Raw genomic sequence first — 22,661 nt, 5'->3', positions numbered from 1 at the left:
CCGACTCAGACTCCGAGGGCCCGCGCCAAGTACGGGGCGGTGGTGCTCCCCGGCACGGCGGCGACCGCTGCCGGCGGGCCCTCGGCCACGATCCTGCCCCCGGCCGCGCCGCCGCCGGGGCCGAGGTCGACGACCCAGTCGGCGGCGGCGACGACGTCCATGTCGTGTTCCACGACGACGACCGTGTGGCCGGAGTCCACCAGGGCGTCGAGCTGGGTCATCAGGACCTCGACGTCCGCCGGGTGGAGGCCGGTGGTCGGTTCGTCGAGGACGTAGAGGGTGGGGGTGCGGCGGACGGCCTGGAGTTCGGCGGCGAGCTTGATGCGCTGGGCCTCGCCGCCCGACAGCTCCGTGGCCGGCTGGCCGAGGCGGAGGTAGCCGAGGCCGACGTCCAGCAGGGTGCGCAGGATCCGGGCCGCGACCGGGGTGTCCGCGAAGAACTCCGCCGCCGACTCCACGGTCAGGTCCAGGACTTCGGCGACCGTGAGCCCGCGCAGCCGGACCTCCAGGGTCCCGGCGTTGTAGCGCGCGCCGTGGCAGTCCGGGCAGGGCGCGTACGTGCTCGGCAGGAACAGCAGCTCCACCGAGACGAAGCCGTCGCCCTGACAGGTCTCGCAGCGGCCTCCGGCCACGTTGAACGAGAAGCGCCCCGCCTTGAAACCGCGCTCCCGGGCCGTCTCGGTGGCCGCGAACTGCTTGCGCACCACGTCGAACAGGCCGGTGTACGTGGCCGGGTTGGACCGCGGGGTGCGGCCGATCGGTCGCTGATCGACCGTCACCACGCGTTCGACGCCGGTGAGTTCCTCGGTCAGTGCGCCGACCAGGGTGGACTTGCCCGAGCCGGAGACGCCGGTCACCGCCGTCAGCACGCCGAGGGGGAAGGCCGCGTCCAGGTCCACCAGGTTGTGCCGGGTGATCGGGCCGGTGCGCAGCCAGGCCGCCGGCCGGCGGACCGCGCGTACGGGCCGGGGTTCGCGGTCGAACAGGAAGCGGCGGGTCGCCGACTCGGGGACCTCGGCCAGCGTCTGCGGGGGTCCGCTGTGCAGCACCCGGCCGCCGTGCACCCCGGCCCGCGGGCCCACGTCCACCAGCCAGTCCGCGTGCCGCACCACGTCCAGATGGTGCTCGACCACGAACACCGTGTTCCCGGCCGCCTTCAGCCGGTCCAGGACGACGAGCAGCGCTTCGGTGTCCGCCGGGTGGAGACCGGCCGACGGCTCGTCGAGGACGTACACCACGCCGAAGAGGCCGGACCGCAGCTGGGTGGCGAGCCGCAGCCGCTGCAGCTCGCCGTTGGACAGGGTCGGCGTGGCGCGGTCCAGGCTCAGATAGCCGAGCCCCAGCTCCGTCACCGTCCCGATCCGGGCGACCAGGTCCTCCGTCAGCACCCGCGCCGTCTCACCGGATCGGCCCGCCGGACCGTCCAGCACCTCCGCCAGCGTCGTCAGCGGCAGCGCCGCCAGCTCCGCGATCGTCCGCCCCGCGAACGTCACCGCAAGCGCCTCCGGCCGCAGCCGCCGGCCCCCGCACACCGCGCAGCGCGCGCTCGTCAGGAACCGTTCCGCCTTCGCCCGCAGCGTGGGGCTCTTCGAGTCGGCGAAGGTGTGCGTCACGTACCGCCGGGCGCTCATGTACGTGCCCTGGTACGGGCGTTGGATGCGCCCCGCCTCCCGCACCGGATGGACCGTGACCACCGGCTGCTCGTCGGTGAACAGGATCCACGCGCGGTCCGCCGGGTCCAGCTCCTGCCACGGCCGGTCCACGTCGTACCCGAGCGCGTCCAGCACGTCGCGCAGGTTCTTGCCCTGCCAGGCGCCCGGCCAGGCCGCGATCGCGCCCTCCCGGATCGACAGCGAGGGGTCCGGGACGAGCAGTTCCTCGTTCGTGGTGTGCACCAGGCCCAGGCCGTGGCACTCGGGGCAGGCGCCGGCCGGGGTGTTCGGGGAGAAGGCGTCGGAGTCGAGCCGGGCCGCGTCCGGCGGGTACGCGCCGGCCCGCGAGTACAGCATCCGCAGCGAGTTCGACAGCGTGGTGACCGTGCCGACCGAGGAGCGGGCGTTCGGCGCGGAGCGGCGCTGCTCCAGCGAGACGGCCGGCGGCAGCCCGGTGATCTCCCCGACCTTCGGCGCGCCCACCTGGTGGATCAGCCGGCGCGCGTACGGGGCCACCGACTCGAAGTACCGGCGCTGCGCCTCGGCGTAGACCGTTCCGAAGGCGAGCGAGGACTTGCCGGAGCCGGAGACTCCGGTGAAGACGGTGAGCGCGTCGCGCGGCAGGTCCACGTCGACGTCGCGCAGATTGTGCTCCCGGGCGCCGCGGACGCGGACGAACGGGTCGTGCGCGAAGGCGCCGGGCGGGGGAGTGCGGTCGGGTGCGGGGTCCTGCGGAGCGGTGCCGTGCATTTGTCCGAGTTTAGGCGGCCGAGGCTTCCACGAGGTCCCAGAAACGGTCGATGATCCGTTCCAGATAGGCGCGGCCCTGCTCGCCGGAGGCCGCCGCGCCCGCGGCCCGGCTCAGGGTGGCCGTCATCAGGTTCTGGTACTCCTGGTGCATCGTGCGCAGCGGGTCGCCGAGTGCGCGGCGGTCGAGGCCGGTGAGTTTGGCCAGGGCGCGGGCGTGCGCCTGCCAGCGGGTGCTCACCGCCTCGCCGAGCAGTTCGGCGAGGCGCTCGTTGTCACCCGTGACGGTCATGCGGTCGCGCGGCGACAGGCCGAGCGCGGAGGTGAGGGCCGCCGTCTGCCGGGCGTCGCCGCTCCACACGCCGGTGACTTCGGCTTCCTCGTAGGCGCCGAGGTCCATGCCGACCGCGCGGGCGACGTCGGCGGCGGCGTAGCCGCGGACCAGACGGTGTTCCCGTAACGCCCTCGGCGTTCCTATGAGTTGGTTCAGGTCGCACCACAGAACGCTCGCGAGTGCGGTGAGCTCGCCGGGACTGGGGACGGCGATGCCGCGTTCCCAGGCGGTGACGGTGTCAGGGGTGAGGTGACCCATGCCGAACGAGGCACGCATGGCGTGCGCGACATGGCCCGGCGCCATGCCGAGGGACTCGCGGATGCGTCGCGCGGCGACGGCGTCGAAGGGTGCAGGCCGACTGTGAGGGGAGGGGGGTCCAGGCACAGCCCGGATGGTAGATACCGATAATCGATCTGGCTACTGTGCGTTCTGCCGAATGCGCGTTTCGTGCATGTGACCGACCGCGGCGCGGGCGGGGAGCGGGCCAGGTGAGGGCGCAGACTCGGGATCTTCATAACATCCTTGCAAACATTGGCAGTTGGAGCCTCAGTGACCCGCGATGCCGGGTCGACGTCCGTATGATCCACAACACTTCGCATGTGCGTTCGCGCATCGCGCGAACGACCGTTGCATCAGAGGATCGCCCCAACTGTCCCTGATTCCAGGCGCGTTCCCCACGCCCATCCATGCGCGGCCCACAAGGCATGCGCAGATACTGGAGAGTCGATGAATTCCCCCAGTGCGACCGGCGCACCGCACGACTCGAGCCCCCGCGCGGGCTCGCCCCGCCTCCCCGGCGGACCGCTCGACCGCTACTTCCGCATCACCGAGCGCGGATCGACCTACGCACGGGAGATACGCGGCGGCTTCGCCACGTTCTTCACGATGGCGTACATCCTCGTGCTCAACCCGATCATTCTGGGCGCGGCCGAGGACAAGACCGGAGCCAAGCTCGACCCGGCGCAGCTGGTCACCGCCACCGCGCTCGTGGCCGCCGTGATGACCGTCATCATGGGCGTCGGCGGCAACCTCCCGCTCGCGCTCGCCGCGGGTCTCGGCCTCAACGCCGTCGTCGCCTTCCAGCTCGCCCCGCTGATGACGTGGGACGACGCGATGGGCCTGATCGTGCTCGAGGGCCTCATCATCTGCGTCCTGGTCCTGACCGGTCTGCGCGAGGCCGTCATGCACGCCATCCCGCAGCCGCTCAAACAGGCCATCAGCGTCGGGATCGGCCTGTTCATCGCGTTCATCGGATTCGTCGACGCCGGGTTCGTCACCCGTATCCCGGACGCGGCCAACACCACGGTGCCGGTGCAGCTCGGCACCGGAAGCCTCACCGGCTGGCCGATGCTCGTCTTCGGTCTCGGGGTCGTGCTGACCATCGTGCTGCTCGCCCGCAAGGTCAAGGGCGCGATCCTCATCAGCATCGTCGCGATGACCGTCCTCGCCGTCATCCTCGACAAGGCCGCCGACATCAAGACCTGGGGCCTGACCACCCCCGCGCTCCCGGATTCCGCGGTGGCCCTCCCCGACTTCGGGCTGCTGGGCAACTTCGACGTCTTCGGCGCGTTCGGTCAGGTCAGCGTCGTCACCGTGCTGCTGCTCGTGTTCACCCTCATCCTGTCGGACTTCTTCGACACCATGGGCACGGTCGTCGGCGTGACCGCCGAGGCGGGGCTCCTCGACGAACGCGGCCAGGTCCCGGACCTCGGCAGGGTGCTCCTGATCGACGGTGCGGCGGCCGTGGCCGGCGGCGCCGCGTCGGCGTCCTCCGCGACGACGTACATCGAGTCGGCGGCGGGCGTCGGCGAAGGCGCCCGTACCGGTTTCGCCAACCTCTTCACCGGCGGCCTGTTCGCTCTCGCGCTCTTCCTCACGCCCGTCCTCACCATCGTGCCGCTGCAGGCGGCGGCGCCCGCCCTGGTGGCCGTGGGCTTCCTGATGATGACGCAGGTCAAGCACATCGACTGGGACCGCTACGACATCGCCATCCCGGCGTTCCTGACCATCGCCGTCATGCCGTTCACGTACTCCATCACCAACGGCATCGGCGCCGGCTTCCTCGCGTACGTCGTCATCAAGACCGCGCTCGGCAAGGCGCGTGAGGTGCACTGGCTGCTGTGGGGGGCCTCGGCCCTGTTCCTCGTCTACTTCGCCATCGACCCGATCGAGCAGCTCCTCGGGGTCAAGTAGCAGGGGCAGGTAGCAGCGCGGCACAGCCGACGACGACGGGGCCTGGGCATGCAGGCCCCGTCGTCGTACTCATGTCACCCGTACGGACCGTCAGTCGGTGTCCTCGAGCCGGAAGCCGACCTTCAGGCCGACCTGGAAGTGCTCGATCTCGCCGTCCACCAGGTGCCCGCGGACCTGGGTGACCTCGAACCAGTCGAGGCCGCGCAGGGTCTGGGATGCGCGGGTGATGCCGTTGCGGACGGCCTGGTCGATGCCCTCGGTGGACGTGCCGACGATCTCGGTGACGCGGTAGGTGTGGTTCGCCATGGGGGTCCGGCTCCTCTCGGTGCGTACCTCCCACCGTGCCGCACGCCCGCCCGGTCCGCGATCCGGGACTTGACCATCCGGTTGGTCCAGACCAAAATCCAGGCCACACCCGTGCGAACCGTGCGTTCGGCCCCCCACGTCGGGTCCCCTTCCCCTGCCCCGTCCGCAAAAGGTGACCCCGTGAAGAACCGCCTCCTCGTCCCTCCCCTGGTGGTGCTGACCGCCCTCGCGCTCGGCGGCTGCGGGGTCCTGCCCGGCGACGGGCCCGGGACGCGCACCATCAACGTCTGGGTGATGAAGGACAGCGCCAGCGACGACTTCCTGCAGCGCTTCACCGCCGCCTACGAGGCCGGGCACCCCGGCATCGACCTGAAGTTCACCATCCAGGAGTGGACCGGCATCGGCGCCAAGGTCACCGAGGCCATCGAGGGCCCCGGCGGCCCGGACGTCATCGAGGTCGGCAACACCCAGGTCGCGCGGTACGCCGACACGGAGAAGCTCTACGACCTCACCCTGGAGTCGGTCCGCGACCTCGGCGCCCCGGAGTGGCTGCCCGGCCTCGCCGAGCCCGGCAGCATCGACGGCGCCCAGTACGGGATCCCCTGGTACGCGGCCAACCGGGTGGTCGTCTACAACAAGGAGCTGTTCGAGCGGGCCGGCGTCAAGAAGCTCCCCGCCACCCGCGCCCAGTGGACCGCCGCCACCGAGAAGATCAACCGCACCGGCAGCCAGGGCATCTACCTGGCCGGCCAGGACTGGTACACCCTCGCCGGCTTCATCTGGGACGAGGGCGGCGAACTCGCCGTCGACAACGGCGGCACCTGGTCCGGCACGCTGGACAGCCCGGCGGCGCTGCGCGGCATGGCCTTCTACAAGGAACTGCAGTCCCTCGGCTCCGGACCCGAGGACGCCGACGAGGAGACCCCGCCGCAGTCCGGCGTCTTCGCCAAGGGCGACGTCGCCCAGATCATCGCCACCCCCGGCATCACCGCCGCCATCCTCAAGCAGAACCCGCAGCTCCAGGACAAGATCGGCTACTTCCCGATCCCCGGCCGGACCGCCGCCAAGCCCTGCGCCGTCTTCACCGGCGGCTCCGACCTCATCGTCCCCGTCAACGCCCCGCAGCGCGCCGCCGCCATCGAGGTGGTCAAGGCCCTCGCCGACGAGCAGTGGCAGACCGACCTCGCCCGCACCATGAACTACGTACCCAACAAGACCACCCTGGCGAGCGTCGTCGAGGGCCAGGAGGCCACCCGCGCCATGGCCGCCGGCGCGGCCCGCGGCCGGGCCACCCCCAACTCGCCCCACTGGGCCGACGTCGAGGCCGCCAACCCGATCAAGCCCTACATGACCGCCGTGCTCCGGGGCGAGGACCCCGCCCGGGCAGCCCGCCGGGCCTCCGAGCAGATCTCCGACACCCTCGCGGAATGACCCGGCGGCGGGCCGGGCACACCGCCACCTGGATCGTCCACCCGGTCATTCAGCCGTCGCACATCCAGGGGCCCCCACGACGTCATGTCGAATCCAGCCGGTCACGGAAGAAGTAAGGAGCGGGGCCGCCGCACCCCGGCGGCCCGCACCCACCGTCCCCTTCCGTACGCCGGAGGATCACGCCATGTCCGTATCGTCCGCAGTCGCCGTCGCCCCGCCCACCGACGCCGAACCCCGGTACGTGGTGTCCCTCGCCCGCGACCAGGAGGAGATCCGCGCCGCCCAGCGGCTGCGCCACCTGGTCTTCGCCGGCGAGATGGGCGCCCGCCTCGACGGCCCGGAGCCCGGCCTGGACTCCGACGCCTTCGACGCCTACTGCGACCACCTCCTCGTCCGCGAGGAGGCCACCGGAGAGATCGTCGGCACCTACCGGCTGCTGCCGCCGGAGCGCGCCGCCGTCGCAGGCCGGCTCTACTCCGAGAGCGAGTTCGACCTCTCCCGGCTCGCGTCCGTCCGGCACGACCTCGTCGAGGTCGGCCGCTCCTGCGTCCACCCCGCCCACCGCAACGGCGCGGTCATCGCCCTCATCTGGGCCGGACTCGCCCGCTACATGACCCGCACCGGCCACACCTGGCTCGCCGGCTGCTGCTCGATACCGCTCGGCGACGGCGGCGGCCTCGCCGCCGCCACCTGGGACACCGTCAAGGCCAAGCACCTCGCCCCCGAGGAGTACTGGGTCACCCCGCACAAGCTCTGGTCCGCCGAGGGCGTCGTCCGCCCCGAGGGCCGCACCGAGCTCCCCCCGCTGCTCCGCGGCTACCTGCGGCTCGGCGCCTGGGTCTGCGGCGCCCCGGCCCACGACCCCGACTTCAACGTCGCCGACCTGTACGTGCTGCTCTCGCTGCGCCGCACCAACCCCCGCTACCTGCGGCACTTCCTCTCGCTCGCCCCGGTGAAGTGACCACCGTGCCCGTCAGACCCGCCCCGGCCGTCTCGCCGTGGCTGCCCACGGCGCCGTGCACGCCCGGCGGCTGCACCGCCCACCCGGGACCCGGTGCGCCCGTCGCCGGGCCGGTCCTGGCGGCCGTCCGGCTGGCCGCCGGCCTCGCCGCCGTGCTGCTCGGGGTGGTCTGCTCCCCGCTCGCGAGCGCCCTGCCCGCCACCGCGCGGGCCGCGCTCGTCCGGCTGTGGGCCCTGACCGTGCTGCGGGCCTTCGGGGTCCGCCCGGTCGTCCGCGGCGGACCCGCCCCTGGGGACCGGCCGCAGCTTGTCGTCGCCAACCACGTCTCGTGGCTGGACATCGCGCTGATCGCGGCCGTGCTGCCCGGCCGGATGCTCGCCAAGAAGGAGATCCGCGACTGGCCCGTGCTCGGGCCGCTGATCGCCCGCGGCGGCACCCTGTTCCTCGACCGGGACGGGCTGCGCGCCCTGCCCGGCACCGTCCGGCAGATCGCCGGAACGCTCTCGGGCGGCGCCCGAGTGGTGGTGTTCCCGGAGGGCTCCACCTGGTGCGGCCGGGCCCAGGGCCGCTTCCGGCCGGCCGCCTTCCAGGCCGCGCTCGACGCCGGCGCGGACGTCCAGCCCGTACGGCTCGTCTACACACCGCACGGGCCGGCCGCCTTCGTCGCCGACGACTCCCTGATCGACTCGCTCCGCCGGATCGTCCGGGCCCGCGCCCTGACCGCCGAACTGACCGTGCTGCCGCCGATCCCGGCGCACGCCCACCCCGACCGGCGGGCCCTGGCCCGCGCCGCCCAGCAGGCGGTCACGGGCCACCTCACGGCCCCGGACGCGGTGGTACCGGCCCAGCGGGGACCGGCCGGAGCACCGGGTCACCGGGCCCCGGCCTCAGGACCGGGTCAGCGGGCCTCGGCCAGCGACAGGGCGAACCGGCCCTTCCGGTCCGTCCACCACTGCGAGAGCTCGAGCCCCGCCTCCGCCAGCTCGGCACGCACGCCCTCCTGACGGAACTTCGCCGACACCTCCGTCCGCAGCTCCTCGCCCGCCGCGAACTGCGCGGCCAGATCCAGCTCCGGGATCTTCACGGTCAGCGCGTGGCGGGCCCGGAGCCGCATCTCGATCCACTCGTGCTCACGGTCCCAGCGGGCCACATGGTCGAAGTCCGCCGGGTTCACGTCCGCGCCCAGCTCCCGGGCGATCACCGCGAGCACGTTCTTGTTGAACTCGGCCGTCACACCGGCCGCGTCGTCGTACGCGGCGACCAGCGTCGCCTCGTCCTTCACCAGGTCCGTGCCGAGCAGCAGCGTGTCCCCGGGCGCCATGACCCCGCGCACCCGCTGCAGGAAGGCGTGCCGCTCCGCCGGCAGCAGATTGCCGATGGTGCCGCCGAGGAACGCCACGAGCCGCGGCCCGGGCGACGGCGGCAGCACCAGTTCCCGCGTGAAGTCCGCGATCAGCGCGTGGATCCGCAGCCCCGGCCGCTCGGCCAGCAGCGACTCGGCCGCGCCGGTCAGCGCCGACGCGCTCACGTCCACGGGCACGTACGTGTCCAGGTCCGGCAGCAGCGCGTCGATCAGGAACCGGGTCTTCTCCGAGGAGCCCGAGCCCAGTTCCACCAGGGTGCGCGCCCCGGTCTCGGCGGCGATCCGCGGCGCGCGGTCGATCAGGATCTCCCGCTCGGCGCGGGTCGGGTAGTACTCGGGCAGCCGGGTGATCTCCTCGAACAGCTCGCTGCCGCGGGCGTCGTAGAACCACTTCGGCGGCAGCTCCTTGGGCGTGCCCGACAGACCGTCCAGCACATCGGCGCGCAGAGCGGCCTCGGTGGCGTCCTCGGGGAGGGTGCGGGTCAGCTGGAACGGGCTCACGGGGACGGCTCCTCGATCGGGGACAGGAAGACCTCGGCGGGGGTCGCGGTCAGCAGGGTCCGGTCCGGCGCCTCGCGCCAGCCCGGGTCGTCGTCGTACGGCTCCGAGGCCACGACCGTGCCTCGGACGGCCGGGTCGCCCGCGGTCGCGGGGCCGGACCGGTACCAGAGCGTGTCGCCCCAGGCGGTCGCCCAGAGGGACCGGCCGTCGCAGAGCAGCAGGTTGAGCCGCGCGTCCGGTACGGCCCCGGCCACCGCCCGCACCGCCCCGGCCAGCGCCGGGCCGGGCTCGTCGCCGGCCCGGAGCCGGTGCAGCACCAGCGTCCAGAGCAGCGCCGAGTCGGTGCGCGCCTCCAGGGACAGCAGCTCCGCGGCCGGCAGCGCGCCCGCGACCTTGGCGAGCGAGTCGGGCCAGCCCGGCACCGCGCCGTTGTGGCTGAACAGCCAGGGCCCGGCGGCGAACGGGGCCGCCGCGGCCTCCCCGTCCGCGCCCGGCAGGGTCGCGTCGCGGACCGCGGCGAGCAGCGCGCCGGAGCGCACCACCCGCGCCAGGTCGGCGAACGACAGATCGGCCCAGATCGGCCCGGCGCGGCGGTAGCGGGCCGGCACCGGGTCGCCGGCCGCGTACCAGCCCACCCCGAAGCCGTCCGCGTTCACCGTTCCGTACCGCTGCCGGCGCGGGGCCCAGGACTGGCGCAGCAGACCGTGCGGCGGGTCCGCGAGGACCGCGCCGAGCGCCACCGGCTCGCCCACATAGGCGAGATGACGGCACATCAGGAAGGCTCCGCGTCGCGGGCGGTACGGAAGCCGGAGAAGATCTGCCGGCGCACCGGGTAGTCCCAGTTGCGGAAGGTCCCCCGGCAGGCGACCGCGTCGACGGCGAACGAGCCGCCGCGCAGCACCTTGTGCTCGTCCCCGAAGAAGACCTCCGAGTACTCCTTGTACGGGAACGCCCGGAATCCGGGGTACGGCATGAAGTCGCTGGACGTCCACTCCCACACGTCGCCGATGAGCTGCCGAACGCCGAGCGGCGAACTGCCCTCCCGGTAACTGCCGGCCGGGGCCGGGCTCAGATGCCGCTGCCCCAGGTTGGCGTGGCCGGGCGCCGGGTCCGCGTCGCCCCACGGGTAGCGGCGGGAGCGGCCGGTCGCGGGGTCGTGCCGGGCCGCCTTCTCCCACTCGGCCTCGGTGGGCAGCCGGCGGCCCGCCCAGCGGGCGTAGGCGTCCGCTTCGTACCAGGAGACGTGCACCACCGGCTGGTCCTCCGGCACCGGCTCCTCGACGCCGAACCGGCGGCGCAGCCACTGCGCGCCGTCCTTGCGCCAGAACAGCGGCGCGGCGATGGAGTGCTGCCGGATCTGCGCCCAGCCGGCCGGCTGCCACCAGCGCCGGTCCGTGTAACCGCCGTCGGCCATGAACCGCAGGTACGCGCCGTTGGTGACCGGCACCGTGTCGATGAAGTACGCGGGGACGATCCGGGTGTGCGCCGGACGTTCGTTGTCCAGGGCCCACGGCTCGTCCGAGGTGCCCATGGTGAACGGGCCGCCGGGGACGTGGACTTCGGCCGGCAGGAGATCGCCCGCCCCGTCCGCCGGCGGCGGGGGAGCGCTGAGCGCGGCGGGCCCCCTGCGGAGCTGATGGGTGATCAGCATGGTCTCGTCGTGCTGCTGTTCGTGCTGGGCGATCATCCCGAACGCGAACGCCGACTCGACCAGCGGCCGCCCCTCCAGGGCCGTGCCGTCCAGCACGTCGAGCACCCGGGTGCGGACGTCCGCCGCGTACGCGCGGGCCTCCGCCGGCGGCAGCAGCGGCAGCGTGGGCCGCTCCGACCGGGGATGCTCGAAGGCGTCGTACACCGAGTCGATCTCGGGGCGCAGCGCGGCCCGGCCGGCCACCGCCCGCCACAGCCACTGCTCCTCCTGGTTGGAGATGTGCGCCAGGTCCCACACAAGTGGCGACATCAACGGCGAGTGCTGGGCCGTCAGTTCGCCGTCGTCCACGCAGTCGGTGAGCAGCGAGGTGCGGATCCGGGCGGTGTGCAGGGCGTCCAGCGCACGCTGTCGCAGGCCCGTCTCGTCGACCGCCGTCATGACAGCACCTCCTTCGCGTCGAGCACGTCGTCGGCGGGACATCGGCCCCGCAGGACATAGCGGTCGTGGTACTCGGCCACCGCGTCGACGACCTCGGGGGTCGCGCCGATCCGGGGCAGGGCGTCGAGCGCCGCCTCGAAGCAGACGAGGGCGGCGGCGTGCAGCTCCGGGTCGGAGAGGCCGTGCCGGGCCGCGCTCAGCCAGAGCGGGTTGCGCGGCGCGGGCTGCGGACCCGCCAGCTCCGCCAGCGGCTTCACCGCCCGGTGCGCGGTCTCGGCGGCCGCCGGATCGTCGAACAGCGCCGTGGTCACCGCCACCGGCACCCGCCAGCCGTCCGGGCCCGGCTGCGCGTCGATCATCCGCAGCTCCAGATGCCCGCGCGGCCGGACCGGCGGGAACAGCGTGGTCATGTGGTACGTCAGGTCGTCGGGCAGCGGCGGCCGCGGCCGCCCCGTACGCAGCCACTGCCGGAACGTGAGCCCCTCCGGCACCGTCCAGGGCCCGTCCTCGGCGCGGATGCACATCACCGGGGCGTCCAGGACGTGCGCCGCCCACGCGGCCCGCGGCTCGCGCCCCGGAGACGGCGCGAGACTGCGCACCGGGTCGAGCCCGGCCCACAGCGCCTGCCGGGTCGAGCGCCAGCCGGTCCGGCGCCGCCCGTACACGGGGGAGTTCGCGAACGCGGCCACCAGGACCGCGCCGAGCAGGTGGGCCAGCTGCCAGCGCCGGTGGTGGCCGAGCGGACCCGGCTCCTCGTGGCCGGCGTCCAGGCAGACCTGCACGGACGCCGAGTCGCACATCATGGCCCGCCCCGAGGGGCCGGTGCGGGCCAGGGCGGCCTCCATCGCGTCGTACCGGGGCTCGCGCAGGATCCGCTCGCGCGGTGAGTGCCACGGATCGACGCCGTGGCCGTCCAGGGCCAGGCCGAGCGGGCGCAGGGTGTCGCGGACGACGGCCAGGTCGGCGGAGAGGAGGTCCAGACACTCCATGAGGGAGGCGGCGGGCGGCGAGCTGAGCTCCAGCTGTCCGCCGGGTTCCACGGTGAGCGCCGAGACCAGCGGCCGGTCCCGGACGGCCCGGACGGCGGCGGTGAGCCGGGGTCCGGGGACGGGGTGCTGCGGCAGTGGCCGCCCGTGTATCAGCCACTCCAGCTCGGCCCCGACCGTGCGGGGCGGGCCGGTCTTGAAACAGATGCACCGCAGCAGGTCCTCGGCGTCGTCCTCGGTCAGCGGTTGATCCTGCGGGAGCTGCGGTACACCGGCGGTGCGGTCGCCAGGCGACATACTGATCCTCCTGTGGAAGGCTCTGCATCCACCTAAAGCCACCGCCGTGAGCCCTGCAAGAGCGCCCCCGGACCGCCCGGGGCGCCGGGCGGCCCGCCGCCCGGCCGTCACCGGTGCAAACGCCCGGCCGCCGCCGGAGAAATTCCTTTGCCGCCGCCCCGCGGAATCGATCATCCTTGCGACCATGAGCGCACGACTGCGGGCCGTGGCACGCGAGACCGAGGACATCGTCGAGGCCGGCCGCTACCGGGCCCCCTCCGGCGGCTGGGTGTCGATCGAGGCCGAACTGACCGCCGCCCTGCACGGCACCCGCCTGTACGGCCCCGACCCCGTCCCCGTCACCCCGGACACCGGCCGCACCACCGCCATCGAGGTCACCGGCGAGAGCAGCCTGGCCGCCGCCCGCCGGCTCACCACCGCCGCCCCGGACCCGGTGGCCGTGCTGAACTTCGCCTCGGCCCGCAACCCGGGCGGCGGCTACCTCAACGGCGCGCAGGCCCAGGAGGAGGCCGTCTGCCGCGGCTCGGCGCTCTACACGACGCTGCTGCGGGTCCCCGAGTACTACGAGCACCACCGCGCCCTGACGGACGCCTTCTACACGGACCGGGTGATCCACTCGCCCGGCGTCCCCGTCTTCCGGGACCACCGCGACCGGCTGCTCGACGTTCCGTACACGGCCGGCTTCCTCACGTCACCGGCGCCGAACGCGGGCGTCGTCCGCCGCCGGACCCCCGAACTCGCCGACCGGATCCCGGCCGCGCTCGCCGCGCGCGCCGAGCGGGTCCTGGAGACCGCGGTGGCCGGCCGCTACCGGCGGCTCGTGCTCGGCGCGTGGGGCTGCGGGGTGTTCATGAACGACCCGGCCGTCGTCGCGGGCGTCTTCCGGGACCTGCTCACCGGCGACGGGCGCTTCGCGGGCCACTTCGACCAGGTGGTCTTCGGGGTGCTGGACCGCGGCCGGGAGCGGGCGACGGTGGCGGCGTTCCGCGAGGTCTTCGCGGCCTGGACGTCCGACGCGCCCGCCGTCCCTCACGACCAGCCGTAGCGTTCGACCAGCCTCGCCACGACCCGGTCGAACCGCGGCCGGTCGAGGGCGCAGGCCTCGCGGCGCATCCCGTCCGGCCGGAGCCGCAGCACCCGGTCCAGATCCACCCAGGACTCCCGCCGGGCACTGTCCCAGCAGCCGCTGCCGATCGCGACCCATTCCCTGTCGTGGTCGTGCTGCTTGCTGGAGAGCTGCACCGCCAGCAGCGTCCCGGCCCGCTCCCGGGCCACGACCAGGACCGGCCGGTCCTTGCCGCGGCCGTCGTTCTCCTCGAACGGCACCCAGGTCCAGACGATCTCGCCCGGATCCGGGTCCCCGTCGGGATCCGGCGCGTACGAGGTGCGCACCGGCCCGACCTCGTGGGGATCGGCCTCGGTCGTGGAGTGCGGAAACTGCTGCGCGTAGGTCGTCACGGAGGCGAGCGTAGGGCCTGGGCGGTGGGTAGGGCCTGGACGGCGGTACGAGCCGCCGCCCGGACCCCCGTACGGTCAGTCCTGCGCCTCCGTCACCGCGATCGCCTCGGACTTCGGGCCCGAGCCGTTCAGCGACGCCGCCGGGGGCACCGGCGACTGCGGCGCGTTCGGGCCCATCGTGGCGAGGAGCTGACGGGCCAGGCCCAGACCCGTGCCGCCCATGGTCAGCGCCTTGGCGAACATGTCCGCCATGCCGTCCGCGCCGTTCAGCAGCACCATCTGGTCCACGTTGCCGAAGGCGGACGCACCCGCCTGGACGATCTCCGGCCACTTCTCCGCCAGTTGCTGCGCGACCACGGCCTCCTGGTTCTCCGCGAGCGCCGCCGCCCGCGCCTTGATCGCCTCCGCCTCGGCGAGCCCCTTCGCCCGGGTCGCCTCGGCCACCGCCAGGCCCTTGGCCTGCGCCGCGGCGGCCTCCGCCTCGCCGGTCAGCCGGGTCGCGGTCGCCGTCGCGGCGCTCGCCAGCTCGGTCTCCTTCGCCTCCGCCTGGGCCGCCGAGATCCGCGCGTCGCGTTCGGCCTCGGCCAGCGTCCGCTTCTCGTACGCCGTCGCGTCCGCCGGCTTGCGCACGTCCGCCTGGAGCTGCTGCTCCTTGCGGTGCGCCTCCAGCTCGGCCACCCGGGTCTCCTGGACGACGACCTCCTGCCGCGCCCCGGCCTCGGCCAGCGGGCCCGCCTGCCGGGCCTTCGCGGACGCCTGGTCCCGCTCGGCCTGGTAGCCCGCCTGCAGGATCTCGCTGTCCCGGGTCGCCTCCGACATCCGGGCCGCGGCCTGCTGCTCCGCCTCGGTGGCCCGCCGGTTGGCCTCCGCCTGCGCGATCCGGGCGTCCCGCTGGACGGCCGCGGCGTGCGGGGCGGCCAGGTTCTTGATGTACCCGGTGGGGTCCTCGATCTCGTGGATCTGCAGGGAGTCCACGATCAGCCCGAGCTTCTCCATCTCGGTGCCACAGGCCGAACGGGCCTGCCCGGTCAGCTTCTCCCGGTCGCGGATCATGTCCTCAACCGTCAACCCGCCGACGATCGCCCGCAGATGACCCGCGAACACGATGTGCACCCGCTCCGACATCAGCTTCTGCTGGTCGAGGAAGCGGCGGGCCGCGTTGGCGATCGACACGAAGTCGTCGCCCACCTTGAAGATCACCACACCGCGGACCTTGAGCGGAATGCCCTGGTGGGTGACGCACTCCACCGACAGCTGCGTCTCGTTGAGATCGAGCGACAGCTTCCGCACCGCCTGCACGCCGGGCAGGACGAGCGTGCCCCGCCCGGTGACGATACGGAACCCCATGCCCTCGCTGAGGCCCTCCATCTTGTGGTTCGAACCGGAGATGATCAGCGCCTCATTGGGTTCCGCGACGCGCCACATCATCTTGAACAGTGCGATCAGGACGACGAGCGCGCCGAGGACGCCGCCCGCCACGATGCCGATGCCCATGGGCACCTCCCCCTTCACCGGCGCCGCGGACCGGCCCCGGTGAAGGGAGTGTGCGCCTGTCGCGCCCGGCGCTCAATGGCCGGGCCGCAGATCGCGCCACAGATCGTTCAACTGCCGTACGCGGCGGTGACGTAGACCGTGCGCGGAGGCAGATGCTCCACCACGGTCACCACCGTGCCGGTCTCGATGCGTTCCCGGCCCGTGGCCGGATAGGCCAGGAAGTGCTCGGCCCCGCCCCGGATCCGGACGATGACCTCGCCGACGAGGCCGGGCCCGACGGTGCCGGTGACCCGGCCGAGCATTCCCACCATCGACGCGTCGTCCATGCCTGAACGGTACGTCAGATCCAGCCGTCCAGGGCCGACATGAACCCGTCGAAATCGTCCCGGTGGATCGTGTGACCCGCCCCCGCGACCGTACGCACCTCGAAGCCGCGCTCGCGCAGCAGCGCCGCGCGCTCGGCGGAGATCAGGAAACTCGGGTCCGCCAGCGTCACCAGCGACGGAACCTCAGGTCCCGCCGGCATCAGGTCGGTGCCGGTGAACTCCGGCAGCGCGTGGGCCGTGCGGGTGTCCCAGTCCTTCAGGGTCGCCAGTTCGACGGCGACGTCCGCCTCCTCCCAGCGCGGGTTGAGCGCCCGTATCTGCTCCGCCGTCGCGGACTTGAAGCCGACGAACAGCTCCGGGTCGAAACCCTCCTCGGCCGTGGCCAGATGCCAGGCCGGGTCGGAGTACACCGCCCGCTTCGGCGCGAGCCGCGCCACCGCGCGGGCCAGCGTCAGTCCGCCCAGCGAATGGCCGACGGCCAGGTCCGCGCCCTTCGGCAGGGTCTCGACCACATCGTCCGCGTAGTCGTCCGGGCGGTAGCGGTCGGCGGGACCCGTGGCCCCGTGGCCGCGCAGGTCGACGGCGAGGACCCGGTAGCCGCGGTCGGCGAGCGCCGGGCCGAACCGGCGCCAGGTGCGGTGGTCGGACATGATGCCGTGGATCAGCAGGGCGACGCGGTCGCCTGATCCCCAGGTGGTGGTGTGCAGCTGCACGGTGGTGCCTTTCGGCGCGGGTGGGCAGGTCTCGGGGCCGCCGGCGCTCAGCGGACGCCGCGGATGGGGCGCACCGCCAGCGCGCCCAGGACGGACAGCACGGCGGCGGCCAGGAACAGCGGGGTGTAGCCGCCGCCGACCGAGACGATCGTGGCGGCGACGAACGGGGCGACGATCTGCGGTCCGGCGTTGGCGACGTTCAGTACGCCCATGTCGCGGGCGGCGTCCTCCGCCTTCGGCAGCACCATCGTGACCAGGGCCGTGTCGACGGCCATGTAGCAGCCGAAACCGAGGCCGTTGACGACGGAGAAGGCGAGCATCGCGGTCCAGCTCGACGACACGGCCGGGATCAGCAGCGCGACCGCGGCCAGCGCGGCGGACGCCCCGACGAACAGCTTGCGCCGGTCGTAGCGGTCGGACAGCCAGCCGCCGACGACCGTGGAGACCACCATGGCGACGCTGTTGACCGGCATCAGGATCGCCACCGCCTCCTCCGCCGCGAGCCCGGCGGGCAGGTCGGTGTGGTCCTTCAGGATGTACAGCTGGAAGCCGGCCACCGCGAAGTAGCCCAGGATCAGCAGTGCCCGGCCGATGAACGCCCAGCGGAAGTCGTGGTCCTTCAACGCGCTGCCGAACGCGGCCAGTTGGGCCTTGACCGGCATCGGTGTCTTCGGCGGCATCCGCTCCTCGCGGGCGCAGACGGTGAACAGCACGGCCGCCGCCGCCACGATCGCGCCGAAGAGGAGATAGCCGGTGCGGTAGTCGTCGGAGTACGCCGCACCGAGCAGCGCGCCGATCGTCGAGCCGACGGGCAGGCCGAGCCCGACCGCGGCCGAGGCCCGGCCGCGCGCCTCGGTGGGCACCCGGTCGGGGACGACCGAGGTCAGGGCGGCCTGGTACACGTTCATCACAGCCTGGCCCAGACACCAGGCGATCAGGATCAGCAGGATCGTGTCGACGCTGCCGAGCAGCAGCATCACCGGCAGTGCGAGCAGGCCGCCGGCCAGGATCCACGGATTGCGCCGGCCGGAGCGGTCCGACAGTGCGCCGGCGACCGGGTTGAAGATCGTCGCGAAGATCGCCGAGACGCCGGAGACCAGTCCGAAGTTGGCCACCTTCTCGGCCGGGTCGACCGCCTCGATCTGGAGCGCGAGCAGCACTCCGGGGACGCCGACGTAGAGCGCGTACATGGCCGTGTTGCCGGCCAGGAGCAGGGGGAGCAGGCCGCGCGCGGTGCGGGGGTGCGCGGTGGATCCGGCGGTGTGGGCCGGGTCCGTGCCAGGGGAGGAAAGGGCCACGGTGCCCTCCTGGGTGAACGCCCGACGGGGCGGGCGGGGAGGCGGAAGGGAGGGATTGCCGGAGTGGGATCACTGGATGGGTTACACGTGTCAGTGCCGCGAGTAACCTTTGTCTAGCACCTGAATCCGGCCATCCGCCAGACCCGGTGCCGGATCGTTCTGGAAAGATGCCGTGCGCGATGAGCCAGTCACCGAAGCACTCCGCCGACCACCCCGCCCCGACCAGCGCCGACGTGGCACGTCTCGCCGGGGTCTCCCGGGCCACCGTCAGCTACGTGCTCAACAACACCGCTGCGGTGCGGATCAGCGATCAGACCCGCCGCAAGGTCCGCGACGCCGCCGAGGAGCTCGGCTACGTGCCGCACGCCGCGGCCCGCAGCCTGCGCGCCGGGCACACCCGCATGGTGCTGCTGCCCTCCGCCCACGTCCCGGTCGGCCCGCTCTACAGCGCCTTCTTCGACGAACTCCAGTGGGCCCTGCGCCGCCTGGACTACACGGTCGTCCAGTACGGCAGCCTCGGCATGGAGCCCGACGAGGCGGCCCGCGCCTGGGCCGAGCTGCGTCCGGTCGCGGTGGTCTCGTTCGGCGAGATCGCGCTCACCCCGCAGGGCGTCGAGGTCCTCAAGCGCTCCGGCGCGAAGGCCGTGATCACCCTCGGGGCGCACCGCGTCGAGGGGGCCCACGCGCTGGTGCTGAACCAGCCGGAGGTCGGCATGCAGGCCGTCGCGCACCTGGTGCGGCGCGGCCGGCGCCGGATCGGCGTGATCATGCCGGAGGACCGCGGCCTGGACTACTTCTCCGGGCCGCGCCTGGAGGGCGCGCGGCAGGCCGCCGCCGGTACCGGCGCCGAGATCGTGCCGCTCCCGCTGCGCTACGAGGAGGAGCCCGCGGCCGAGCTCGCCGAGCGCTGGCGCGAACTGGGGCTCGACGCGGTGTTCGCGTACAACGACGAGTACGCGATGCTCCTGATGCGGGCGCTCCAGGACGCCGGGATCGGCGTCCCGGACGAGACCGCGGTGGTCGGCGCGGACGACCTGCTGCTCGGCCGGCTGCTGCGGCCCCGGCTCAGCACCGTGCAGATCGACATGGTGATCGGACGTCAGCTCGCCGAGCTGGTGGACCGCGTGGTCCGCGATCCGGGCGGCGCGCCCGAGCGGCACGACCTGATGGCGGCCCGACTGATCCACCGCGAGTCGAGCTGAGGGAACCGGCCCGGCGAGGGGCCGCGGCTGGCCGGGCGAAGGGTGCCCGCCGGGCTTAGCGTCGGGGCATGAGCACAGTTCCGAAGCGTTTCGTGATCCTGGTGGTGCCCGAGCACGTGGAGGACCGCGGCAGGGCGTCGGTCGAGGACAGCGCCGTACGCGCCGCGGTGGTCGAGGCCACCGGGGAGCGGGGGAACTCCGGCTATCCCCGCTACGCCGGCCACGGCATCGTCGCCGACATCGACCCGGAGACCCGCACCGTCGAGGCGATCCTGCTCGACGGCCGGGAGCTCGACTACGGCCTCACGCCCCTGGTGCGCGACGCCGACCAGGCCTGACCGCGGCCGGGGTCGCCGACCGTACGGTCGGTGTAAATGCCAGGCAATTCGCCCGCAGGCGGTTGACAGGGGTCGCGCCGGGGCACAGACTCGGCGCGGCCCCGCCCCGCGAACGGTCGTTCACCGAGGCGCGGCCGACGGCCCGGGACCGGCCGAAAGGCAGCCGAGGCCGCAGAACGCAACGGACCACGGGCCCCGCGGCCCGCCAGGGGACAAGGGGAGTCAGACCCGATGAGCATCCGCGACGTGTACATCGTCGACGCCGTCCGCACGCCGATCGGCAGGTTCGGCGGCGCGCTCGCCGGCGTCCGCCCGGACGACCTCGCCGCCCATGTCGTGAAGGCGCTCGTCGCGCGCACGCCCGCGCTCGACCCGGCCCGCATCGACGACGTGTACTTCGGCGACGCCAACGGCGCCGGCGAGGACAACCGCGACGTGGCCCGCATGGCCGTGCTGCTCGCCGGACTGCCCGCGTCCGTGCCCGGCGTCACCCTCAACCGGCTCTGCGGCTCCGGCCTGGAGGCCGTGATCCAGGCCGCCCGCGCCATCGCCCTCGGCGACGCCCACATCGCCCTCGCCGGCGGCGTCGAGTCCATGTCGCGCGCCCCCTGGGTACTGCAGAAGCCCGAGCGGGCCTTCCCGGCCGGCCACCAGCAGCTGTACTCGACCACCCTCGGCTGGCGCATGACCAACCCGAGGATGCCCGCCGAGTGGACCGTGTCGCTCGGCGAGGGCGCCGAGCTGATCGCCGACAAGCACGCGATCACCCGCGAGCAGCAGGACGCCTTCGCCCTGGAGAGCCACCGCAAGGCCGCCGAGGCCTGGGCCAAGGGCCTGTACGACGGCGAGGTCGCCGGCTACCCGGGCGTGGACCTCGCCCGCGACGAGTGCATCCGCGACACCACCTCCATGGAGGCCCTGGCCAAGCTCAAGCCCTCCTTCCGCCCCGACGGGGGCACGGTCACCGCCGGCAACGCCTCCCCGCTCAACGACGGCGCGGCCTGCCTGCTCCTCGTCGACGAGGAGGGGCTGCGCGCCACCGGCCGCGAGCCGCTGGCCCGGATCCGCGCCTCCGCCGTCACCGGCATCGAGCCCCAGCTCTTCGGCCTCGGCCCGGTCGAGGCCGTGCGCCGGGCGCTGGAGAAGGCCGGCCGGTCCTTCGCGGACCTGTCCGTCTTCGAGCTGAACGAGGCCTTCGCCGCCCAGTCGCTCGGCTGCCTCGCCGAATGGCCCGGACTCGACCCCGCGGTGGTCAACCCGCGCGGCGGCGCGATCGCGATCGGCCACCCGCTCGGCGCGTCCGGCGCCCGCCTGGCCGGCGCGGTCGCCCACCAGCTGGCCGCGGCCGGCTCGGGCACCGGCCTGGCCGCCCTGTGCATCGGCGTCGGGCAGGGCCTGGCGCTGGTCCTGGAGCGCTGACCCCGGGCCCGTACGCGTACGACCGTGGGGCCGGGCGAAAACCCGGCCCCACGGCCTACTACGTCCTACGAGCTCACTGCCCCTGCTGCTGCTTCGCTTCCTCGACGGACTTGCGCACCTCGTCCATGTCGAGCTTGCGCGCCTGACCGATCAGGTCCTCCAGAGCGGCCTCGGGCAGCGCGCCCGGCTGCGCGAACACGGCCACGTTGTCGCGGACGATCATCAGAGTCGGGATCGAGCGGATCTCGAACGCGGCGGCCAGCTCCTCCTGCGCCTCCGTGTCGACCTTGGCGAAGACCAGGTCCTCGTGACGCTCGGAGGCCTGCTCGAAGACCGGGGCGAACTGACGGCAGGGACCGCACCACGCCGCCCAGAAGTCGATGAGGATGAAGTCGTTCTCGCTCACGACCTGGTCGAAGTTGTCCTTGGTGAGCTCGACGGTGCTCATGTCTTCCTACCTCTTCCCGGTCCACTCTGGACTCGCCACCCACAACGGCTGCCCCCTCGGGACTATTCCAACCGCTCCGGCCGGTCCCTGTGGCCCCGCCCGGCCACGGCCACCAGACTGGGGGCCATGACGCGAGCTGTCGAATACGACGTGGTGGTCCTCGGGGCCGGTCCGACCGGCGAGAACGTGGCCGGACGCGCACGGGAGGCCGGGCTGACCGTGGCGGTGGTGGAGGGCGAGCTGGTCGGCGGCGAGTGCTCGTACTGGGCCTGCATGCCCAGCAAGGCGCTGCTCCGCCCGGTGATCGCCCGCGCCGACGCCCGCCGCACGCCCGGACTGCGGAAGGCGGCCGCGGGGCCGCTGGACGTGCCCGCCGTGCTCCGCCACCGCGACGCGGAGGCCGCGCACTGGAAGGACGACGGACAGGCCGCCTGGGTCGGCTCCATCGGCGCCCGCCTGTACCGCGGCCACGGCCGGCTCGCCGGCCCGCGCAAGGTCGTCGTCGACAGTCCCGAGGGCGAGCACCACGTGCTGACCGCGCGGCACGCCGTCGCCGTGTGCACCGGCAGCCGCCCCGCGCTGCCCGAACTGCCCGGCCTGGCGAGCGCGAAGGCGTGGACCAGCCGCGAGGCGACCAGCGCGCAGGCCGCGCCCGGGCGGCTCGCGATCGTCGGCGGGGGAGTGGTGGCCGTCGAGATGGCCACCGCCTGGCAGGCGCTCGGCTCGCAGGTCACCCTGCTGGTACGCGGCTCCGGCGTGCTGCCGCGGATGGAGCCGTTCGCCGGCGAGCACGTGCTCGCCGCGCTCACCGAGGCCGGGGTGGACGTGCGTACCGGCGTCTCCGTCGCCGCGCTGGTGCGCGACGGCGGGGAGGGCCCGGTCGCCGTCGTCCTGGACGGCGGCGACAGGGTCGAGGCCGACGAGGTGCTGCTTGCCACCGGCCGCGCGCCGCGCACCGAGGACCTCGGCCTGGAGACCGTGGGCCTGGAACCCGGCGGCTGGCTGCCCGTCGACGACAGCCTGCGCGTCGTCGGCAGCGACTGGCTGTACGGCGTCGGGGACGTGAACCACCGCGCCCTGATGACCCATCAGGGCAAGTACCAGG

Annotated in this window: 22 protein-coding genes; 9 read left to right on the top strand and 13 right to left on the bottom strand. The window is 73.5% G+C overall.

The window, feature by feature from the left end; translation table 11 throughout:
- Positions 1–5 precede the first annotated feature (5 nt).
- The gene (locus ACGFMM_RS35225) at positions 6–2,402 is read right to left on the bottom strand and encodes an ATP-binding cassette domain-containing protein (protein ID WP_393650568.1); all 2,397 of its coding nucleotides are present in this window, start codon (positions 2,400–2,402) and stop codon (positions 6–8) included.
- Between the two features lie 10 nt (positions 2,403–2,412).
- Complete coding sequence (locus tag ACGFMM_RS35220; RefSeq protein WP_393650567.1) at positions 2,413–3,117, bottom strand: helix-turn-helix domain-containing protein; 705 nt, start codon at positions 3,115–3,117, stop codon at positions 2,413–2,415.
- A gap of 342 nt (positions 3,118–3,459) precedes the next feature.
- Here ACGFMM_RS35220 and ACGFMM_RS35215 point away from each other — a divergent pair, with 342 nt between their 5' ends.
- A complete protein-coding gene (locus ACGFMM_RS35215) occupies positions 3,460–4,926 on the top strand; it encodes an NCS2 family permease (RefSeq protein WP_393650566.1) in 1,467 nt (488 codons plus the stop codon).
- A gap of 90 nt (positions 4,927–5,016) precedes the next feature.
- On the opposite strand, the gene ACGFMM_RS35210 is transcribed toward ACGFMM_RS35215, so the two are convergent.
- On the bottom strand, positions 5,017–5,232 hold the full coding sequence (locus ACGFMM_RS35210) for a dodecin (protein WP_393650565.1): 216 nt from the start codon (positions 5,230–5,232) through the stop codon (positions 5,017–5,019).
- A gap of 180 nt (positions 5,233–5,412) precedes the next feature.
- Between ACGFMM_RS35210 and ACGFMM_RS35205 the strand changes: the two genes are divergently transcribed.
- From ACGFMM_RS35205 to ACGFMM_RS35195, 3 genes are all read left to right on the top strand, one after another.
- Positions 5,413–6,663 carry an extracellular solute-binding protein gene (locus ACGFMM_RS35205; protein ID WP_393650564.1) on the top strand — a complete coding sequence of 417 codons (1,251 nt, stop codon included), beginning with the start codon at positions 5,413–5,415 and terminating at the stop codon, positions 6,661–6,663.
- Positions 6,664–6,847: 184 nt separating this feature from the next.
- Complete coding sequence (locus tag ACGFMM_RS35200) at positions 6,848–7,624, top strand: GNAT family N-acetyltransferase (RefSeq protein ID WP_393650563.1); 777 nt, start codon at positions 6,848–6,850, stop codon at positions 7,622–7,624.
- A 5-nt stretch (positions 7,625–7,629) separates the two neighbouring features.
- Positions 7,630–8,628, top strand: coding sequence for a lysophospholipid acyltransferase family protein (locus tag ACGFMM_RS35195; protein ID WP_393650562.1), 999 nt, complete (start codon positions 7,630–7,632; stop codon positions 8,626–8,628).
- Here the strand turns inward: ACGFMM_RS35195 and egtD are convergent.
- Genes egtD through egtA form a run of 4 tightly spaced genes read right to left on the bottom strand, consistent with a single transcriptional unit; the run spans position 8,523 to position 12,860 of the window.
- On the bottom strand, positions 8,523–9,488 hold the full coding sequence (gene egtD / locus ACGFMM_RS35190; RefSeq protein WP_393650561.1) for an L-histidine N(alpha)-methyltransferase: 966 nt from the start codon (positions 9,486–9,488) through the stop codon (positions 8,523–8,525). The two genes, ACGFMM_RS35195 and egtD, sit on opposite strands and share 106 nt — an antisense overlap.
- Positions 9,485–10,261 carry an ergothioneine biosynthesis protein EgtC gene (egtC, locus tag ACGFMM_RS35185; RefSeq protein ID WP_393650560.1) on the bottom strand — a complete coding sequence of 259 codons (777 nt, stop codon included), beginning with the start codon at positions 10,259–10,261 and terminating at the stop codon, positions 9,485–9,487. Before egtC ends, egtD begins: the two co-directional genes overlap by 4 nt.
- Positions 10,261–11,577 (bottom strand): ergothioneine biosynthesis protein EgtB, encoded by a 1,317-nt coding sequence (gene egtB / locus ACGFMM_RS35180; RefSeq protein WP_393650559.1) that lies wholly within the window; start codon positions 11,575–11,577, stop codon positions 10,261–10,263. Before egtB ends, egtC begins: the two co-directional genes overlap by 1 nt.
- Positions 11,574–12,860: an ergothioneine biosynthesis glutamate--cysteine ligase EgtA gene (gene egtA / locus ACGFMM_RS35175; protein WP_393650558.1), complete on the bottom strand. Its 1,287-nt coding sequence runs from the start codon at positions 12,858–12,860 to the stop codon at positions 11,574–11,576. The genes egtB and egtA overlap by 4 nt, the downstream gene beginning before the upstream one ends.
- A gap of 184 nt (positions 12,861–13,044) precedes the next feature.
- On the opposite strand from egtA, the gene ACGFMM_RS35170 reads away from it, so the two are divergent.
- Positions 13,045–13,905, top strand: a complete 861-nt coding sequence (locus ACGFMM_RS35170; protein WP_393650557.1) for a TIGR02452 family protein — start codon at positions 13,045–13,047, stop codon at positions 13,903–13,905.
- Here the strand turns inward: ACGFMM_RS35170 and ACGFMM_RS35165 are convergent.
- From ACGFMM_RS35165 to ACGFMM_RS35145, 5 genes are all read right to left on the bottom strand, one after another.
- A complete protein-coding gene (locus tag ACGFMM_RS35165) occupies positions 13,890–14,318 on the bottom strand; it encodes a type II toxin-antitoxin system PemK/MazF family toxin (protein ID WP_393650556.1) in 429 nt (142 codons plus the stop codon). The genes ACGFMM_RS35170 and ACGFMM_RS35165 overlap by 16 nt on opposite strands.
- A gap of 75 nt (positions 14,319–14,393) precedes the next feature.
- Positions 14,394–15,812, bottom strand: coding sequence for a flotillin family protein (locus ACGFMM_RS35160; protein WP_393650555.1), 1,419 nt, complete (start codon positions 15,810–15,812; stop codon positions 14,394–14,396).
- A 107-nt stretch (positions 15,813–15,919) separates the two neighbouring features.
- Positions 15,920–16,138 (bottom strand): hypothetical protein, encoded by a 219-nt coding sequence (locus ACGFMM_RS35155; protein WP_393650554.1) that lies wholly within the window; start codon positions 16,136–16,138, stop codon positions 15,920–15,922.
- Positions 16,139–16,152: 14 nt separating this feature from the next.
- Positions 16,153–16,851: an alpha/beta fold hydrolase gene (locus tag ACGFMM_RS35150; RefSeq protein WP_393650553.1), complete on the bottom strand. Its 699-nt coding sequence runs from the start codon at positions 16,849–16,851 to the stop codon at positions 16,153–16,155.
- 47 nt (positions 16,852–16,898) lie between these two features.
- Positions 16,899–18,149 (bottom strand): MFS transporter, encoded by a 1,251-nt coding sequence (locus ACGFMM_RS35145; protein WP_393650552.1) that lies wholly within the window; start codon positions 18,147–18,149, stop codon positions 16,899–16,901.
- A 179-nt stretch (positions 18,150–18,328) separates the two neighbouring features.
- On the opposite strand from ACGFMM_RS35145, the gene ACGFMM_RS35140 reads away from it, so the two are divergent.
- The 3 genes from ACGFMM_RS35140 to ACGFMM_RS35130 all read left to right on the top strand — a co-directional run bounded on the left by ACGFMM_RS35140 (position 18,329) and on the right by ACGFMM_RS35130 (position 21,108).
- Positions 18,329–19,351, top strand: coding sequence for a LacI family DNA-binding transcriptional regulator (locus ACGFMM_RS35140; protein WP_393650551.1), 1,023 nt, complete (start codon positions 18,329–18,331; stop codon positions 19,349–19,351).
- A gap of 68 nt (positions 19,352–19,419) precedes the next feature.
- Positions 19,420–19,689, top strand: a complete 270-nt coding sequence (locus ACGFMM_RS35135; RefSeq protein ID WP_393650550.1) for a hypothetical protein — start codon at positions 19,420–19,422, stop codon at positions 19,687–19,689.
- A 231-nt stretch (positions 19,690–19,920) separates the two neighbouring features.
- Positions 19,921–21,108, top strand: a complete 1,188-nt coding sequence (locus ACGFMM_RS35130; protein WP_393650549.1) for a thiolase family protein — start codon at positions 19,921–19,923, stop codon at positions 21,106–21,108.
- Positions 21,109–21,181: 73 nt separating this feature from the next.
- Here ACGFMM_RS35130 and trxA read toward each other — a convergent pair whose 3' ends face one another.
- Positions 21,182–21,556, bottom strand: a complete 375-nt coding sequence (trxA, locus tag ACGFMM_RS35125; RefSeq protein WP_393650548.1) for a thioredoxin — start codon at positions 21,554–21,556, stop codon at positions 21,182–21,184.
- Between the two features lie 126 nt (positions 21,557–21,682).
- Here trxA and ACGFMM_RS35120 point away from each other — a divergent pair.
- Positions 21,683–22,661 (top strand): dihydrolipoyl dehydrogenase family protein (locus tag ACGFMM_RS35120; protein ID WP_393650547.1); only part of this gene is annotated, 979 nt, incomplete at its 3' end.

It is taken from the genome of Streptomyces sp. NPDC048604 (assembly GCF_043199435.1).
In the GTDB taxonomy this organism is placed as follows: domain Bacteria; phylum Actinomycetota; class Actinomycetes; order Streptomycetales; family Streptomycetaceae; genus Streptomyces.
The sequence above is the reverse complement of the archived record's forward strand: the minus strand, read 5'-3'. Positions and strand labels throughout refer to the sequence as shown.